This window comes from Collinsella sp. LCP19S3_A7 (assembly GCF_052121995.1).
In the GTDB taxonomy this organism is placed as follows: Bacteria; Actinomycetota; Coriobacteriia; order Coriobacteriales; family Coriobacteriaceae; genus Collinsella.
The window spans coordinates 22,927-40,215 of record NZ_JBQKDE010000006.1 but is presented as its reverse complement, the minus strand read 5'-3'; the positions used below and the strand labels follow the sequence as shown (position 1 = coordinate 40,215).

General features: G+C 56.6%; 18 protein-coding genes. 16 read left to right on the top strand and 2 right to left on the bottom strand.

The annotated features are described in order from the left end of the window. Positions 1–233: 233 nt before the first annotated feature. The 14 genes from deoC to ACTQV3_RS04155 all read left to right on the top strand — a co-directional run bounded on the left by deoC (position 234) and on the right by ACTQV3_RS04155 (position 14,163). Positions 234–908, top strand: a complete 675-nt coding sequence (gene deoC / locus ACTQV3_RS04220; protein ID WP_441068517.1) for a deoxyribose-phosphate aldolase — start codon at positions 234–236, stop codon at positions 906–908. Positions 909–1,057: 149 nt separating this feature from the next. Continuing rightward, complete coding sequence (locus ACTQV3_RS04215; RefSeq protein ID WP_441015803.1) at positions 1,058–1,900, top strand: Cof-type HAD-IIB family hydrolase; 843 nt, start codon at positions 1,058–1,060, stop codon at positions 1,898–1,900. 64 nt (positions 1,901–1,964) lie between these two features. After that, positions 1,965–2,624: an HAD family hydrolase gene (locus tag ACTQV3_RS04210; protein WP_441068519.1), complete on the top strand. Its 660-nt coding sequence runs from the start codon at positions 1,965–1,967 to the stop codon at positions 2,622–2,624. 150 nt (positions 2,625–2,774) lie between these two features. Continuing rightward, positions 2,775–3,518 (top strand): GntR family transcriptional regulator, encoded by a 744-nt coding sequence (locus ACTQV3_RS04205; protein WP_427718539.1) that lies wholly within the window; start codon positions 2,775–2,777, stop codon positions 3,516–3,518. A gap of 218 nt (positions 3,519–3,736) precedes the next feature. Continuing rightward, positions 3,737–5,200, top strand: a complete 1,464-nt coding sequence (locus ACTQV3_RS04200; RefSeq protein WP_441068521.1) for a YfcC family protein — start codon at positions 3,737–3,739, stop codon at positions 5,198–5,200. Between the two features lie 9 nt (positions 5,201–5,209). Next, on the top strand, positions 5,210–6,793 hold the full coding sequence (locus tag ACTQV3_RS04195; RefSeq protein WP_427718533.1) for an amidohydrolase: 1,584 nt from the start codon (positions 5,210–5,212) through the stop codon (positions 6,791–6,793). 1 nt (position 6,794) lies between these two features. Next, on the top strand, positions 6,795–7,646 hold the full coding sequence (locus ACTQV3_RS04190; RefSeq protein WP_427718532.1) for a sugar phosphate isomerase/epimerase family protein: 852 nt from the start codon (positions 6,795–6,797) through the stop codon (positions 7,644–7,646). Positions 7,647–7,708: 62 nt separating this feature from the next. Continuing rightward, the gene (locus ACTQV3_RS04185) at positions 7,709–8,677 is read left to right on the top strand and encodes an SIS domain-containing protein (RefSeq protein ID WP_427718530.1); all 969 of its coding nucleotides are present in this window, start codon (positions 7,709–7,711) and stop codon (positions 8,675–8,677) included. A 14-nt stretch (positions 8,678–8,691) separates the two neighbouring features. Further along, positions 8,692–9,555, top strand: a complete 864-nt coding sequence (locus ACTQV3_RS04180) for a PfkB family carbohydrate kinase (protein ID WP_035138847.1) — start codon at positions 8,692–8,694, stop codon at positions 9,553–9,555. Between the two features lie 121 nt (positions 9,556–9,676). Beyond that, positions 9,677–10,477 carry a fructoselysine 6-kinase gene (gene frlD / locus ACTQV3_RS04175; protein ID WP_441040989.1) on the top strand — a complete coding sequence of 267 codons (801 nt, stop codon included), beginning with the start codon at positions 9,677–9,679 and terminating at the stop codon, positions 10,475–10,477. A gap of 54 nt (positions 10,478–10,531) precedes the next feature. Next, the gene (locus tag ACTQV3_RS04170) at positions 10,532–11,365 is read left to right on the top strand and encodes an amidohydrolase family protein (protein ID WP_427793885.1); all 834 of its coding nucleotides are present in this window, start codon (positions 10,532–10,534) and stop codon (positions 11,363–11,365) included. A 2-nt stretch (positions 11,366–11,367) separates the two neighbouring features. Next, on the top strand, positions 11,368–11,796 hold the full coding sequence (locus ACTQV3_RS04165; RefSeq protein ID WP_117735290.1) for a secondary thiamine-phosphate synthase enzyme YjbQ: 429 nt from the start codon (positions 11,368–11,370) through the stop codon (positions 11,794–11,796). Positions 11,797–11,829: 33 nt separating this feature from the next. Beyond that, positions 11,830–12,639 carry a BtpA/SgcQ family protein gene (locus ACTQV3_RS04160; RefSeq protein WP_441040987.1) on the top strand — a complete coding sequence of 270 codons (810 nt, stop codon included), beginning with the start codon at positions 11,830–11,832 and terminating at the stop codon, positions 12,637–12,639. A gap of 6 nt (positions 12,640–12,645) precedes the next feature. Beyond that, the gene (locus ACTQV3_RS04155; RefSeq protein WP_441068524.1) at positions 12,646–14,163 is read left to right on the top strand and encodes an FGGY-family carbohydrate kinase; all 1,518 of its coding nucleotides are present in this window, start codon (positions 12,646–12,648) and stop codon (positions 14,161–14,163) included. Positions 14,164–14,244: 81 nt separating this feature from the next. On the opposite strand, the gene ACTQV3_RS04150 is transcribed toward ACTQV3_RS04155, so the two are convergent. Beyond that, the gene (locus tag ACTQV3_RS04150) at positions 14,245–15,027 is read right to left on the bottom strand and encodes a TatD family hydrolase (protein WP_441068526.1); all 783 of its coding nucleotides are present in this window, start codon (positions 15,025–15,027) and stop codon (positions 14,245–14,247) included. A 14-nt stretch (positions 15,028–15,041) separates the two neighbouring features. Beyond that, complete coding sequence (locus ACTQV3_RS04145) at positions 15,042–15,839, bottom strand: tRNA threonylcarbamoyladenosine dehydratase (protein ID WP_441068528.1); 798 nt, start codon at positions 15,837–15,839, stop codon at positions 15,042–15,044. A 461-nt stretch (positions 15,840–16,300) separates the two neighbouring features. On the opposite strand from ACTQV3_RS04145, the gene ACTQV3_RS04140 reads away from it, so the two are divergent. Beyond that, complete coding sequence (locus ACTQV3_RS04140; RefSeq protein ID WP_154517353.1) at positions 16,301–16,579, top strand: autorepressor SdpR family transcription factor; 279 nt, start codon at positions 16,301–16,303, stop codon at positions 16,577–16,579. Next, positions 16,572–17,276 carry an SdpI family protein gene (locus tag ACTQV3_RS04135; protein ID WP_441535843.1) on the top strand — a complete coding sequence of 235 codons (705 nt, stop codon included), beginning with the start codon at positions 16,572–16,574 and terminating at the stop codon, positions 17,274–17,276. Before ACTQV3_RS04140 ends, ACTQV3_RS04135 begins: the two co-directional genes overlap by 8 nt. Positions 17,277–17,289 lie beyond the last annotated feature (13 nt).

The following is a 17,289-nucleotide window of genomic DNA, read 5'->3' as shown; positions in this document are numbered from 1 at the left end:
TGGGATGCGGGCCCCTTTGCTATTTGAGTGGGCATGAGGGCGTATTGAGGGGAATGTCTTGCAGTCGGCATCCGCGTGCGGTGCCATTCGCTGTCCGTAAATATACGTCTACAGCTAATTTCATACCACTTGCCGGAATGCGGACACTGTCCTTGCATGTTGGGCGTAGATTGAACGTGGTTTTTCGCGTGAAACCACGAATCGGTTGTCAACCCTGAACAAGGAGGCCCAGCATGACGCTTGCCAAACCGATCAATAAATACATCGACTATATCGATGCCCCCGAGGACACGTTTGAGCAGTATGTCGAGAAGGCGCTAAAGTACAACTTTCGCTGCGTATTTGCGAACCTGCAGGAGTACGAGACGGGTCGCGCCATGCTCGAGGGCTCTGACATCATCCTTGCCGGCGCTATCGACTTTCCCCAGGGCACTATGACGCTTGAGGAGAAGCTTGCGAGGTTTGAGGAATACGCTGCGTGTGGCTTTACCGAGATTGACTACGCTTTGAATCAGGGGTCGATCGAGAACCGCGATTTTGATGCCATCGAGCGCGAGATGACTGCCGTTGCTGATTTTTGTCGCGCGCATGGCATCACTGACAAGGTAATCGTTGAGATGTGCAAGCTGGACGGCGACGACGCCGCCAAGCGCCGTGTATGCGAGATCGCGCTGGAGGCCAAGCCGGGATTCCTTAAGACATCGACCGGCAGAAGCTTTGGCGGTGCTAAGCTCGAGGACGTGCGGCTGATGCACGAGGTGCTCGGCGATGCCGTGGCAATCAAGGCGGCGGGCGGTATCCATAATTACGAAGAGGCTTGCGCATTCATCGAGGCCGGCGCCAGCGCGTTAGGTGCATCGGCGGGCATCGCGATCGTCGAGGGCGCACCGACGGATGAGCGTCGCTAGCAGACGTATTTGACCTGAGCGATAAAGCTTCACGACCACACGCCGTTCATGTTCGGGACAATATGACTTTTTACCCGTTGCAGACAGAGCCGCAGTAGGTGTTCTGTATGATGACTCAGGCAAAGTTGTTCAATGACAGGGAGGCTTATATGGCAATCAAAGCCATCGCAATGGATATCGACGGTACGCTCACCAACGACCAAAAGGTCATCAGCCCGCGTACGCGCGAGAAGCTGCTCGCGGCGCAGGAGTCGGGCATTAAGCTCATTTTGGCTTCGGGCCGTCCCGCATGGGGGCTGCACGCCTTGGCGCAGGAGCTCGACCTTCAAAACCATGACGGTCTGCTGGTGGCCTTTAATGGCGCGCATGTGGTCGACGCTCAGACCGATGAGGTCCTTTTTGACCAGGCCATGCCGGCTGACGAACTGCACCGTCTGATTGATCATCTGCGCAATTTCGACGTGATCCCTATGATTTCGCTCGGTCGCGATCTGCATGTCGAGGATTCGTACCGCTGCATGATTACGCTGCCGGATGGCTCGCAGAAAAACATCGTCAAATACGAGCGCGATGCCTGCGATCTTAAGATTCGCGAGGTGGAGAGCCTGCATGAGGTCGTGGACACTTATCCCGTGGACAAGCTGCTCACTGCGGGCGACCCGGCCTATCTGCAAGCGCATCACGAGGAGATGTATGCGCCCTTTACCCAGACGCTTTCGGGTATGTTTACGGCCGACTGGTACTTTGAGTTTACGGCGCCCGGTATCGACAAGGCCCGCGCGCTCGAGGGTGCCCTGCCCAAGCTCGGCATCGATGCCAGCGAGGTCGTCTCGTTTGGCGACGGCCAGAACGACAAGTCCATGATTGAGTGGGCCGGCACCGGTGTTGCCATGGGCAACGCGGTTGACGAGGTTAAGGCCGTGGCCCAGATGGTGACTGCCAATAACAACGAAGACGGCATTGCGGTGGCGCTGGATAAGCTGCTGGGTTAGAATCGCCGATTAATGCATGGTTCGGGCGCCTGCTTACAGGCGCCCTTTTGTTAGGGAGGGTGCCGTGTCCGCATTTCCGTTCGACGCCGTTATCTTTGACATGGACGGCGTCATTGTCGATACCGAGTATTACTACCTGGGCGAGACTGCCGCGTTTGCCAAGGAGCTTGGGCTTAACCTGACTCAAGAGGAGTTGAATGGGCAGGTCGGGACCTCACATCAGTTCTTCCTGCATATGCTGGTCGATTGGTTTGAGCGCGCCGGTAAGGGGCATTTATCTGGCGAGGAAGCGTTGGCCCGTTGGGACGAGTGGGCGTATAAGCGTCCGCGCGACTATCAGGCTTTGATTAACCCAGGCGCCGTGGATACGATTCGAGAGCTGCCGCGCCGCGGCGTTCGCGTGGCGCTTGCCAGCTCGTCTCCCATGGATAGCATCGAGGAAGTGCTCAATGCGTGCGGGCTGTCGGATGCCTTTGAGTATGTGGTGAGCGGCGAGCAGTTTAAGGAGAGCAAGCCCGAGCCCGACATCTACCTGCATGCGCTGGACCTGCTGGGACTGCCCGCGAATCGCTGCTGCTGCGTTGAGGATTCGGTGCCTGGTATCACTGCCGGCAAGCGAGCCGGCCTGACGGTCATTGCCAAGCGCGAGGAACGCTTCGGCTTTAGCCAAGATGCCGCGGACAAGATTATCGACCAGCTGCCGGAGCTGCTCACGCTTTCTTAGGAGCGCGTTAGTTGCGCGTTTTTCGGGTCAGATGAGTAAAAACCCGACATTTTGGTGCGGCAGCAAGCATACTTAATGCTAATGCGGGCTTAAGGACTTGCTGAATGCCCTTGGGCCCGCTTTAGACTTAATTGTGCTGGGAGAGGGTATATGCCACCGACTGAAGGGCTAACTGACGGTAAAGCAGCGATACCGCTGTACCAACAGGTTATCGATATCATTAAAAACGAAATTAACTCCGGTGCCTACAAGGCGGGCGCGCGGATACCCAACGAATTCGAATTGGCTGAGAATTATAAAGTTGGCCGCGTTACCGTGCGACGCGCTATTGAGGAGCTCGTCCAGCAGGGCTATCTAACGAAGCGACAGGGGAAAGGCACGTTTGTCAATGCCCCCAAGCTTAAGCGCAAGATTCGCCAGAAGGATGACGTCCAGAGTTTTTCGGACGCATGCCGCGTTAACGGAATGGAGGCGGGGGCGCGCGTCATTTCGAGAAAGATACTGCCGGCGGATTCCACCGAAGCGCAGTTCTTTGGTGTTCCCGTTGGAACTGATTTGATTTGCGTTGAGCGTGTGCGTACTGCCGATGGGGTCCCCGTCATGCTCGAGAACAACATATACGTTTACGAGGACAACGCTTATCTATCAACGGCACCTCTATCTAACCAATCCATTTTTGAGCTCGTGCGCAACCGGACGGGCCGCACGCCCGCGTTTACCGACCCGTGCACGCTCGAGATCGCGTGCGCATCGCCCGAGGTCGCTCGGCTGTTGGCAGTTCCCGTTGGCGAACCCTTGTTTTATATGGAAGCCTTCTTTTTCGATGAGCAGCGGCGGCCGTTTATCATCGGTCGTCAGCGGATCGTTGGGTCTCGCTACGTTTTTGACATCTAGGATATTGCGAATGGAGACGCCCGGTGGATCATCTCACCGGGCGTCTCCATACCGTTCACGGCGCGAACGCAACCATTCAACCGTGTCGCGACAATCAGTTTGAAATAATCTTGATGACGAGAAAAGCTGCTGGTAATCTATAGAACGTCATAGAACGTTTGCTTTGTGCAAGCGTTGAGGCGAGATGCGATGCATTCTCGAGTTCTTTGGAGGTATCTATGTCAGATACGAAGGCGAAGAAGACAAACAGACGTTTTAAGTTCAAATTACCGCATGTCTATACGATCATGTTCTTGCTGATCGTTGTCTTTGCGGTCCTGACTTGGATCGTTCCCTCTGGTCAGTATCAGCGCAAGACGATTTCGACAGCGGCGGGCGAGCGTGAAGTCGCCGTTGCTGGAACCTATGAACAGGTCGATAAGAACTACACCGATTCCGAGACCGGCGAGACCATCAATCTGGGCCAGGATATCTTCGCGGTCCTGCAAGCACCCACTAAGGGCATCCAGGAGGCTGCCGACGTTGTTGCGTTCGTCTTATTGATTGGCGGATCGTTCGCAGTCATTACCAAGACCAACGCTTTGAATGCCGGCATGAGCCGTGTGATTAAAAAGCTCAAGAACAAGGACATCCTCATCATTCCCATCACGATGACGTTGCTGTCCATTTGCGGCACTACGTTTGGTATGTCTGAGGAAGCCCTGCCGTTCTATGCCATCTTCATTCCCATCATGATGGGTATCGGTTATGACTCGATGACGGCATTCATCATCTGCTTTCTTGGTCCTAACCTGGGATATTGTGCCTCGACCATCGACCCGTTTAATGTTTTGATCGCCCAAGGCATCATTGGTATCGAGGGCAATCCGCAACTGTGGCTGCGCGCCGTTTCTTGGGTCATCTTCACTGCCGTCGGTATCGCATGGGCCATGCGCTACGCCATGCGCGTCAAGAAAAACCCCGAGTCGTCTATTACGTACGAGGACGATAAGCTCAAGCGTATCGAGTTTTCCGTGACCGATGCCTCCATCGAGGAAGAGTTCACTATCCGTCAGAAGCTCGTGCTTATCGATTTTGCTTGCGGTATGGGCATTATCGTCTGGGGTCTTGTTACCCAGGGTTGGTACATGAATGAGATTTCCGCCGTGTTCCTTGGCATGGGCTTGCTTGCCGGTATCCTGGGCGGTCTTGACCAGCAGACGATTGCTGAGGAGTTCGTTAAAGGTCTCGCCGACTTTGCGTACGCTGCCATCGTTATCGGTATCGCTCGCGGTATTCTGGTCATCGCCGAGGGCGGCATGATCATCGACACCATTCTCCAGGCGCTCGCTACTGCGCTCGCCGGTGCACCCGCCGCCGTCTACACCACGTTTATGTATATCGTCCTTGGCCTGCTCTCTTTGCTGGTTCCCTCGAGTTCTGGCCTGGCGGCGCTTACCATGCCCGTTATGGGCCCTCTGACCGAACTCATGGCCCTCAATCCCGAGGCGGCCGTCACCGCGCTCCAGTTTGCCAACCAGACCATCAACACCATTAGCCCCGTGGCGGGCATGACGGTCGCCGGCCTTGCCGTGGCTAAGATTTCGTTTGGCCAATGGTGGAAGACCATTTGGAAGTTCTTCATTTTCATGGTCGTCTTTGGTCTGATCGTAACGGCAATCTCTGGCATGCTTCCGGTGTAGGTGGTTGTGATGTCTGATCGTTTGACGGTCCTGATGTCTGAGAGCGTCTTTACCGGTACGGGGGACCTGCCGTTTGAAGGTTTCGTAGCGGTCCGTGGCAATCGAATTGAGGCCGTTGGCACCAAGTGTGAGGTAGCTTCGTATTTGACCCAGGCGGACGAGGTAGTTGACCTTGGCGACCGCACCGTCATGCCTGGCCTGATCGATGTGCATACCTTCTATACAGGCTGGGCGCTGCGGACGTTGGGGCCTGATCTGTCCGGCATCGCTGATGCCAAAGAGGCCGTGTCGCTCTTGCGTGCATGGAAAGAAGATCATCCGGATTGCGTGGCGGCTTTTGGCCACAACCTACCCGAAACGTTGGCATCGGATGCCGAGAACGCAAATACGGCAGCTGTGTTTGACGATTGTTTTGGCGATATCCCCGTCGTCTGCTTTACACCGGGCGCGGAGACCTGTGTTCTCAATGCTGCCGCCAGCGCGCGATACGGCTTCACACCCCAGGCGTGCTATGCCGAGAAGATCTGGCGCATGATGAGCGATTTCCTCGCGCTGCCCGAGGTACGTGCGGGGTATTCGGACTACATGAGCATGCTTAACGAGCGCGGCGTTACCGCCATCAAGGAGATGGCGTTTGATGACTACTACGGCTTTGCCGACGAAATGGCTCGCCGTGAGGAATCTGGTGAGCTGACGGTTCGCGTCTCTATGATGTCGCAGCCGGTGGGTGCCGGTGCAAATCTGGCATATGCCCGCGAGGCGCGAGAGCGCTTCCGGGGACCGTTCGTTCGCTTTTCCGGCTTCAACCGTATGACCGATCGCGGCGTATGGGCGGGGCTTGCCGAGATGATTGACCCCTATGAGGACACGGCCGATGCGGGCGCTGCAGGCAAGACGGTCGTCGAGGAGCCAGAGTGGGAGCTGATTGAGAACGAGCTGCGTGCAATTGATGCTGACGGCTTCCGATATTCCTTGCATTGCCAGGGCGATGGCGCCGTTCGTCGCACCGTGGCGCTCTATGCCTCGCTGCCTCGAGACGAGCATGGACGGATGCTTCGCCGCCATGCGATTACCGATCTCGAGAACTCTGATCCGACCGATCTTGTCGAGTTTGGCAAGTTAGGTGGAATTTGCGAGGTCTATCCGCAGATTCTGACGCTGGACCGGCGCGAGGATTGCCTGTCGATGATGCGTCGACAAATTGGCGAGACGCGACTTTTGCACAGCTGGAATCGCCGCGGTATGGAAGATTCCGGATGCACAGTGTGCTGCGGCACGGATTTGCCGCTGTTGATTCCGAGCTTGGGCGAGTCAATCTACAGTGCGTGCGGCGGATACTTCGACGACGGACTGCCCGTGAATGAGGTCAACGCGCTGACGCTTGTCGAGCTCTTGCGCGCTTGGACTGCCGGGGGCGCGTACGACCTGATGCGCGAAGACGAGCTGGGTACGCTCGAGGTTGGCAAGCTTGCCGATATCTGCGTGCTCGATCGGGATGTGTTCGACCTTGATTATCGCGACGCACGCGATCTTGCGGTTGATATGACGATGTCGGACGGACGAATCGTGTTCGATCGAAATAAGGAGGCATAAGATGTCTGAATCCAAACCGACTCTGCGCCGCGAACAGATTGCGGGCATGAATATCCACTACATCATGTGGTCGCTCGATTACTTCCTTGATGTGCAGCAGCGCTTGGGCTTTGAGTCCATTGAGCTGTGGTGTGCAGAGCCGCATGTGACGCTCGACCACACGGGCTACTTTGAGGCTGAGGTCCTGGCGAAAAAGGCTGCAGACCGCGGGCTTAGGTATCGTACTCTGTGCCCCGAGAATGTTATCTATCCTTGGCAGTACTGCGCACGCAAACCGCTGCACGAACAGCGCAGCCTGGCGTACTTTAAGCACGGCATTGAGCTTGCCGAGGTACTTGGGTGCGACCGTATGTCCGTCAACTCGGGCTGGGGCGACTGGGACGAGGACCGCGAGGAAGCCTGGAAGCGCAGTCGCGAGCACTTGTCCATTCTAGCGGAGTATGCCGGCGAGCACGGTCTGGTGCTTACGATGGAAAGCCTGCGTCCCGAGGAGAGCAACCTTGTGACGACGGTTTCCGATGCGAAGCGCATGATTGATGAGGTCGCGAGCCCGTACTTACAGCCCATGGTTGATACAACTGCGATGGGCGTTGCAGGCGAGACGCTCGAGGACTGGTTTGCCGCCTTTGGTGATGGTGTAATTCACGAGATGCACTTTATCGACGGTGACCCGTATGGCCATCTGGTGTGGGGCGATGGCAAGCACGATATGGACGCCTTCGTCGCCACGCTCAATGCCCATGGTTTCGACGGCATGCTGGGCCAGGAAATCACGGACGGTCGTTACTACGATGACCCGGCGGCGGCAGATGCCAAGAACATGGCCGCATTCGAGAAATATCTGATTGACTAAAACAACTATCGGCCACGCAACCAACGTCATTGGTTGCGGGCCAAACAAGAAAGGAACTGGATATGAACGCACACGATCTGATTAAAGAGGCAATTGCCGAGAAGGGCAAGTTCGACAGCGTCTACTGGATTGCTTGCGGTGGCTCCATGATCGATTTGATCCCGGCTCATGAGCTTCTGCAGCGCGAGGCAACCGCCTTCACTTCGTATATCTATACGGCTCGCGAGTTCGATATCATGCGTCCGCGTCGTCTGGGCGAGAAGTCCCTGGTCATCGCTTGTAGCCACAGTGGCAACACCCCGGAGGTCGTCGAGGGCTGCGAGATTGCCCTTGCTGCTGGCGCTACGGTGATCGCCCAGACTGACAACGCTGGGTCTAAGATCGACACCGGTAAATGGACCACGTGGGTCTACCCGTGGGGCGAGGGCGTGCCGCAGGCCGAGGTTCCCGCTGGCATTTCGCTGTCGCTTGCGGCAGAGCTGCTCGATCAGCAGGAGGGCTACGCCGATCTTGCCGATATGTATGCCGGTATTGCCGAGATGGATAAGATCCTTCCCCCGGCACGCGAGAAGGTAAATGCCGAGCTGGGTGATCGCTTTGCCAAGCTTTGCCAGGAGCACGAATTCTTCTATATTCTGGGCAGCGGTCCCAACTTTAGCCAGACCTACGGTTTCGCTATCTGCTCTCTTATGGAGATGCAGTGGCAGCACTGCAGCTACATCCACTCTGCCGAGTACTTCCATGGCCCCTTCGAGGCTACTCAGGATGGCGTTTTTTACTTCCTGCAGATGGGCTCCAGCGAGTGCCGTGCTATGGACGAGCGCGCCCTGGCGTTCCTTAAGACGCATACCGATACGCTGATGGTGCTCGATGCCAAGGAGTACGGTATGGAAGCCGTACCGGCGAGCGTTCGTGCCTATCTGGACCCGGTGCTGTTCTACGCCATGAACTGTGAGCTGCGTGCCGCACGCGGCAAGGTGTTTGACCATGATCCCGATTTCCGTCGCTACATGGGCGTTGTCGAGTACTAGAAGGGACAAAGGCCATGGCATTTAACGTTAACGCGCTCGGATTTGGCGATAACGTCGTCGATCGCTACGAGCATATCCACACCATGTATCCTGGCGGCAATGCGGTGAACTTCGCCGTTTATGCCAAGAAATGCGGTGCCGCACGCTCCGCATACATGGGCATTTTTGGCAATGATGCCGCTGCCGAGCATGTCATTGCAAGCCTCGAGGATGAGGGTATCGAGCTTGACAAGTGCGAGCAGATGATTGGCGAGAACGGAGCGGCTCGTGTGACCGTCGTCGACGGTGACCGTGTCTTCCTCGGCTCCAACGAGGGCGGTATCCGTGGCGATGCGCGCTATGTCCTCGATCGCTTTGACCTTTCGTACATGAAGCAGTTCGATGTGGTTCATTCGGGCAACTATTGCTTTACCGAGCGCGAGCTGCCCAAGCTGAAGGCTGCGGGCGTCACGGTCTCTTTTGACTTTTCGGACGACTCTACCGACGAGTACTACGAGCAGATTGCGCCCTACGTTGATTTTGCTTTCTTTAGTGCGGCGGATGCTGCGAGTGAGGACGAGATTCGCGAGCGTTTGGCATGGGTGAAGGGCCTGGGTCCGCGTTTTGTGTCGGCTACGGCGGGCGCCGAGGGCTGCATTGCTTACGACGGCGAGCGTTATTACCGCCAGCTGGCTAAACCGGTAACGGACATGAAGGACACCATGGGGGCGGGCGACTCGTTCCTCACCTCGTTTTTGATGTGCTATCTCGATTCCGCCAAGCGTGGTGAGGATGGCGCCGAGGCCATCGAGCGCGCGCTCGACTTTGCTGCCGGGTTTGCCTCGACCGTGTGCGGCATGGAAGGTTCTTGGGGCCACGGAGCACCAATCGTCGAATAGCTTAAGAAAGCGTACGACGGTCTGGCTATGAGGCCTTGGACAGCCGACGCAAAACAATAAGCGAAACGCGAAAAGGGGGCTTGCCATGTGGTGGGCCCCCTTTTGAACATTGGAGAAGACCATGGATATTAAAGCGTGCGCAGCTGGTTTTTGCTGTGCGGACGTCTATCAAAACATCGGCGTATTCTATCCGACCGGTAATGGCATTGACTGGGGTATCCATCTTGCACGAATGGGCGTTTCGGTATCCGCCGTGTCGGTTGTCGGCAAGGACGAGTACGGAGACAAGATGAGAGAGGCGCTGGCCGCTGAGGGGTTCGATATCTCACATCTGCGGGTGGAGGATGGCGACACCTCGGTGATGCTCATGGCGCTGAAAGACGGCGTCGATCGCGTACATCTCGAGGCAATCGATGGCGTAATGGAGACATATCGACCGAATGAAGACGACCGGGCGTTTATTCTAGAGCATGACATCATTCATACTGACCTGTTTGGCAATTGTTTGGACCTCTTGCCCGAATGGCATGATGCGGGCAAGACGGTGGTAATGGACTTCTCGGTGTTCAGCCAGGATTCCGAATATGCCTGCGAGAATCATTTCCCCTACGTTGACTACGCATTTATGTCGTTTGAAGAGGACACTCCGGAGCTGCGAGACTGGGTACGCCACGTGCAGGAATTGGGACCGCGCGTTGCGGTTGCCACGCTTGGCGAGAAGGGAAGCATTGCCTATGACGGTGAGCGCTTCTATGAGTGCGGGATCGTACCGGCGGAGAAGGTCGTTAACACCGTGGGCGCCGGCGACTCGTATATTGCCGGGTTTACCAAGGGCGTGATCGATGGCCTTGATATTCCGGCGTGTATGAAGGCGGGCGCCGAGCTGTCGTCCCGAGTGATTGGTTCGTTTGAGCCGTACTAGGGTCAAATGCCTGGAAAGGAGTACGAAGTGGTTATCGACATGTTGGTTCAGCCCATGCTCTACGGCGAGATCTGTACGCCGGGTGATGAGCCTGATGGATTCGGTTTTTGGTCACGAGAATTTGGTATGGGGCATATGGGTCCCATGGATTGGGACGAGCTTCAAGTTGAGATGGATGTCTGCGATGTGCAGAAGAGCTTGCTCATGCCGCTCGATGTTACCACGGCATGCGGAGGGCACTTTGGCACCAATGACCAGATTGCCATGCTGGTTGCCGCACATCCCGATCGTCTGTGGGGATTTGCGAGCGTAGATCCGCGGGTGAGCAGTGCCGCAGGCGAATTGGAGCGCGCCTTTACCGAGCTGGGGGCAAAGGGGCTTTGCCTGCATCCGGCAAAGCAAGGTTTTGACCCCGATGATGCTGTGGCTGAGCCGCTTTACGAGCTGTGCGGGCGCTATAACAAGCCGGTGGTTTTCCATGCCGGTATGTCTTGGGAGCCGGGCGCAGAGCTCTCGCGCAGTAACCCGCTTGCATTTGAGCACACAATCGCAACGCATCCAAATGTGCGTTTTAGTTTGACCCACTTTGGCTGGCCCTGGGTGCGCGAGACCGTGGCGATGCTGCTCAAGTATCCCAACTGCTACACGGACACCTCTATCACTTACATCGATTCGCCCGAGGAGATGATGCAGCGTCTTTTCACGGTCGATATGGGGCCGCTGTGGTATGAGCGCGCGCTATCGCATCAAGTGATGTTCGCCAGCAATACGCCGCGTTTCCGTGCGTTCAAACTCAAGCGGGCGCTCGATACTGTGTCCATGCGCGATGATGCGCGAGAAAGGCTCTACTGGGGTAATGCCCTGCGTTTTCTTGAAGGGGATGAGTGAACATGGTGACGCTCGAGACATTGAGCTATCTATCGACTGCTCCGGACCAGTTCATCGATATTACCGAGGACGTGCACGCTGCCATCGAACGCAGCTCGGTGACGAATGGCTTGGCAGCAATTATTTTGTCGCATACGACCTGTGGAATCGTGGTAAACGAGGGACTGCCCTGCGTGGAGACGGATCTTATGGAGACGCTTGATCGCATCGCCCCGCTCGATGCCCCCTATGCGCATGCACACTTCCTGCCGAGCTATGGAGCCACCGGCAACAACTCCTGCGGGCATATCAAGAGCATGATTTGTGGAAACAGTTGCTTCTTTCCCGTCCAAGATGGCCACATCGTGTGTGGAGGTGCCCAGAACATCTATCTTGCGGAGTTTGACGGTCCGCAGAAGCGAAAGGTGTACGTCGAGGTGCTGGGGGAGTAACGTTCCTGCAATAACCCTATGAAGGAGCATGTTATGTCGTTTCTAACCTCGATGTTCAAGACCGAAAAGCCGGTTATCGGAATGCTGCACCTGCGTCCTCTGCCGGGCGATCCACTGTATTACCCGGGCGGAAGCGTGTCGCAGGTCGTGGAAGCCGCCAAGCGCGATCTCGAGGCGTTGCAGCAGGGCGGTGTCGATGGCATTTTGATTACCAATGAGCTCTCGATGCCCTACGAGCAGCACGTTTCTCCCTCAACCCTTGCATCGATGGGCTATATAATCGGGGCTCTATCCCATGATCTGTCGACTCCTTGGGGAGCTGAGGCTATTTACGATGGTGATGCCACAATCGAGCTGTGCGCTGCCGTAGATGCGCAGTTCACGCGCTGCAATTTTTGCGGTGCCTGGGCCGGTGATCTCGGGCTGATAAACCGAGATTTCGCTCACACCATGCGTCGCAAGGCGGCATTGCGCTTGGACGACCTCAAGCTTTTTCACTTCATTACGAGCGAGGGGGAGGTTTATCTCAACGACCGCACGACTTCGGACATTGCCGATTCACTTCTCTTTAATTGCCTACCGGATGCGATGGTCATCGGCGGCTCGGCTGCCGGTCGTGGCGCTTCGGGTGAGCTTGCCGATGAGGTCCGCGAGCGTGTTGGCCGAGTACCTGTGGTATGTGGCACCGGTTGTCGCGAAAATACCGTGACTGACGTATTTGCTCACTACGATGGTGCGTTTGTCGGCACGTGCTTAAAGCGCGATGGAAAGCTGGATGCCCCGGTTGATGTTGAGCGGGTGGTTCGTTTTATGGCTGCCGCTCGTACGGCGCGAGGGGAGTAGGCGCTCATGGCGTTCTATCTGGGTATTGATATTGGGACAAGCGCCTCTAAAGGCGTTTTAATCGATGATCGATGCAACATCGTTTGCCAAGCCTCTTGTGGACACGAGACGGACAACCCGCGTGACGGATGGTACCAGCATGATGCGGAGGCAGTTTGGTGGGGTGATTTTTGTCGCTTGTCGCGCGAGGTGGTGGTGCGATCGGGGGTTAACGCGGCGCAGATCGGATGCGTGGGCCTTTCCGCATTGGGTTGCGACTGCGTGCCGGTCGATACCGAGTGCAACGCGCTGGCGCCCGCGATTTTGTATGGAGTCGATGCACGTTCGAAGCCGCAGATTGACGAAATTCTTTCCGAATATGGGTCAGACCGCGCACGCGAGCTTTTCGGGCACGATCCCTGTTCGTCAGATATTGCTCCCAAGATCTTGTGGTTTAAGGAGAATATGCCCGAGATGCATGAACGTGCCGCGAAGTTCCTGACGGCGTCATCGTTTCTGTGCGCGAAGTTGACGGGGCGTTTTACGGTGGACCGTTATTTGGCGGAGGATTTTCTTCCCCTATACGACCGCTACACTTGGAAGGTTGATGCTCGGGAATGTGCTCGTTTCTGCCGGCCTGACCAGATGGCGGAGGTAATGTCGGCTACCGATATTGCCGGGGTGATTACGCAGCGCGCGGCTGAGGCGACGGGGCTCGCGGCAGGGACACCTGTCTTAGTGGGAACGGGCGACTCTGGTGCCGAGGCCATTTCGACGGGTGTATTCCGTCCTGGCGATATGATGGTTCAGTTGGGGAGCACGGCGTATTTCATCTACCTAGCTGATCATATGGTCGATGATGCCCGCCTGTGGCCAGGGACGTTTATCATTCCCGGAACTTACGGGATCTGCGCGGGGACCAATACGGCGGGTGCACTCACATCGTGGTTGCGCCAAGAGCTGTATCGCGACGCCGTAGAGGCCGAGGGCCACGGTGGCCCCGATGCATATTCGGTTATGGCGCATGATGCCGCCGGTGTGGCGCCGGGTGCCGATGGGCTCCTGTGTCTGCCGTACTTTGCGGGGGAGCGTACTCCGCTCAACGATCCCGAGGCGCGTGGCGTCTTCTTTGGCCTGACCGGAAGGCATACGCGAGCCCATATGGTTCGTGCCGCCTTGGAAGGCGTCGCGTATACCGTTGCATCCCATGTCGACATTATCGAGCGAGAGCATGGACTGCCAATTGGGCGCATTATGCTTGTCGGAGGTGGAACCAAGAATCCAGTTTGGATGCAAGCTATCGCCGACGTATGCGGGCGCGAGGTCTCGGTTGCCAAGGTTACGGTGGGTGCATGCTTCGGTGATGCCATCATGGCAGCTCTCGCAGGTGGTGCCTATGCATCATGGGATGAACTCGCCCGAGTCCTTGGCGTTGCGCAAACAATCGAGCCCGATATGGCTGCCCACGAGTTATATGCGTCGCGCCGTCATATCTTTGACGAATTGTATGCACGCAACCGTGATCTCATGCACGAATTGATGTAACGCTGCCGAATTGTACTGCCTTCCAAAATAGGGACTGCGTTGTGCGATTCGCATGCCCCTTGGCATTTTTGCCCACAGGGGTTAGCGAAGGCCAAAAATAGAGTGCGCATTTGCTAAAACTGCCGATTCGATGCGCTTTGCGTCACAATTTTTGAGCGAGGCGATGCGCATCGAGGTCCTTGTGAGCGATTTGATGAGCGACTGCGCGCTTGTTTCTGTGTTTGCTTCGGCTGGCGCATCGGTCTCGAGCAGTAGACGATCGAGTGGAATCTGTCGTGCGTATTCGCGTCCTCGTTTAGACGCGAGCATGCGTCCGTTGACGGAAAAATAACAGCCCACATTACGCGCGCGGACGAGTTCGTCCGAAGTACCGCTAAACCAGTGGAAGATGATAGCGGGGGAGTCAGAGTTTGGGATGAGTAATCCATGCGATTCGAGGACGTCCAGTACGGTTCCTGCCGAACGAACGGCGTGAATTGATATCACGCGCCCGGCAAGAGGATACTGCACGAGCGTATCGCAGAGCCGGTTAAGTGCCTGTATTTGTAGCGGTTCGCTTCCGGCGAAGCGCGCGGAAAAGTCGAGTCCCACCTCGCCGATATAGCGCTCTTGGGCAGCAACTTTGCAAAGCAGATTGACTTCGGCAGGACCGCAGCGGCCGTCGGCGAGCCACCAGGGATGGAGGCCAACGCCCGCGATAATGTTTGGGTAACGGCTGGCCCACTTTTTTGCCGCTGCGAAGTCGCGTGGGTCGACCCCGCAATCAAAGACCCCCAGCCCTATAGCCGCAGTTTCGTCGGCAACAGCATTCGGGTAAGCCATCAAATCAAGATGGCAGTGTGCATCAATTAACCGGGGCTCCATCTCGGCGCGCTCCGCTAGTCCAGGCGCTGGCCATCGGCGCGCACGCGCTCGGTGCCGCGCCCACTGATCTGGCGGATAACCTCGCCGGCAATCATCTGACCCATGATGGGCGGCATAAAGCTGGCGGTTCCCAGCTCGGTACGCTCGTGGATGTTGGAAGGGTCGCGGGGCTGTGTCTTAACCGATTCCTCGCAGCTAAACAATACATGTAGACTCTTGATTCCGCGCTTCTTACATTCTTTGCGCATAATGCGGCTCATGGGGTCACGTACCGTATCGAAGATGTCGGCAAAGCGGAGGCACTCGGGATGGAGCTTGTTGGCCCCGCCCATGGAGCTAACCAAACGAATGTCGTGGTCCTGAGCATATTTGGCAATGGTGAGTTTGGCCGAGATGGTGTCGATGGCGTCGACGACGTAGTCGAGCTTGCCGCCCGTCTGCTCAAAAACGCTCGCAAAGAACTCGTCGATGTTGTCGCTCAACAGGTATTCGGTGCGCTTGATAACGGTGGCGGCGGGATTGATATCGCGAATCATGGCTTCCGTCACGTCTACCTTGCGCTTGCCGACGGTGCTGTGGAAGGCGATGGCCTGGCGATTGATATTGCTGGGCGCGATGACGTCCTTATCCAGAATGACGAAATGACCGATGCCGCCGCGGGCGAGTGCCTCGCAGCAATTGGAGCCCACACCTCCGCAGCCGAGCACCAGCACCGTAGCATCGGCGAGCTTATCGAGTGCCTCGCGGCCCATGATAATCTCGAGCTTGGTGTCGCGTGTCTCGATGGCGGCTGCGGCAGCGGTTTCGGTCATAAATATCCTCCGATGGGGAAGCAGGTCGTGTTTTAGCTATCGCCATTATAGGTATTATTGCGATTCCATTTGAGCCCTTGGAGCTTGTTGAAATGGGATCGGGATTCGCATAAGATTGAAGCAGATGGCACCCGTTGCCGCGGGTTGGCCAACTCCCAAACACGTTTGTAGCGTGAGAAGTGGCCGTCTTCGCATTACGCGGGGGCGGCTATTTCATTCGACCTCCAATGTGGATGCCGAGCTCCACAGCCGCGATTACAAGCAATAACAACGTCAGGACATCGTCAATACTCATAGTCCATCTCCTTCTCGGGTAGAGGGAGCTGGCCCATCTGCTTCAACTTCCATTGTAGCTAAATACGAACGAATGTTCTATAGATGCTGCTGTATTAGATAATTAGACAAACATCTAAATATCGAGTATAGTGTGCGCGTCGAACGAAATAATGAGAGGAGGTCCTATGCCGGGAGAGGGTTTTAAAGCGCTGGCCGATCCTACACGGCGGCGTATTTTGGAACTACTGCGCGAGGGCGACCGCACGGCCGGGGAGCTTGCCGAGCATTTCGATATCAGCAAGCCGTCGTTGAGCCATCATTTGGCGACGCTCAAAAACGCCGGGTTGGTGACCGATGAACGTCATGGCCAAAATATCGTTTACAGCTTAAACACCACCGTCATGCAGGACTTAATCGGTTGGTTTATGGGCTTTACAAACACTGAAGGTGATAAGGATGAATAACGAAAACAAGGGCATTCACCCCACGGGGGTATCGCCACGCGTGTGGATCGCGCTGGTCGCTCTGTGCGTCGCCAATATCGTAGCGCACCTTATGGTGATGCCGAGCTTGCCTGCGCAGATTCCCACGCACTGGAGCGCGAACGGCGCCGTCGACGGTTGGGGTCCCAGCTGGATGGCCTCCGCGCTCGGCGTGCTGCCCCTGGTGCTTCTCGCAATGTTCTGCGTGGTGCCGCGCATCGATCCCAAAGGCGAGGCATATCGAACCTCGGGCAAGTTCTATCAGGGCTTCGTAATCGCCTTCACCCTGTTCATTTGTGGTATAAGCTGGCTGGGAGAGCTTACGGTCTGGGGCGTGGTGCCGGCGGTCGGTTCGGTCAACGTGCTGATTTCCGGTGCTGTCGGTTTGCTGTTCATTGGCGTAGGCAACTACTTGCCGCGTGTGAAGCAGAACTATACGCTCGGTATCAAGACGCCCTGGGCGCTTGCCGATCCCGAGAACTGGCGCCGTACGCAGCGTTTTGGCGGTGCCTGCTTTATGGTGCTGGGTGTTGGTCTGATTGTGATGGGCATTGCGGGTAGCGTGCTTTCGAGTGAAGTTGTCGCCGCGGTGATTGCGGTTCTGGCGTTTGGTTCGGTCGGATTCGTCTACGTCTACTCGTATCTGCTGTGGCGCAAATCGCAGCGAGCCGCTCGTTAAGGTTGCGGAAAAC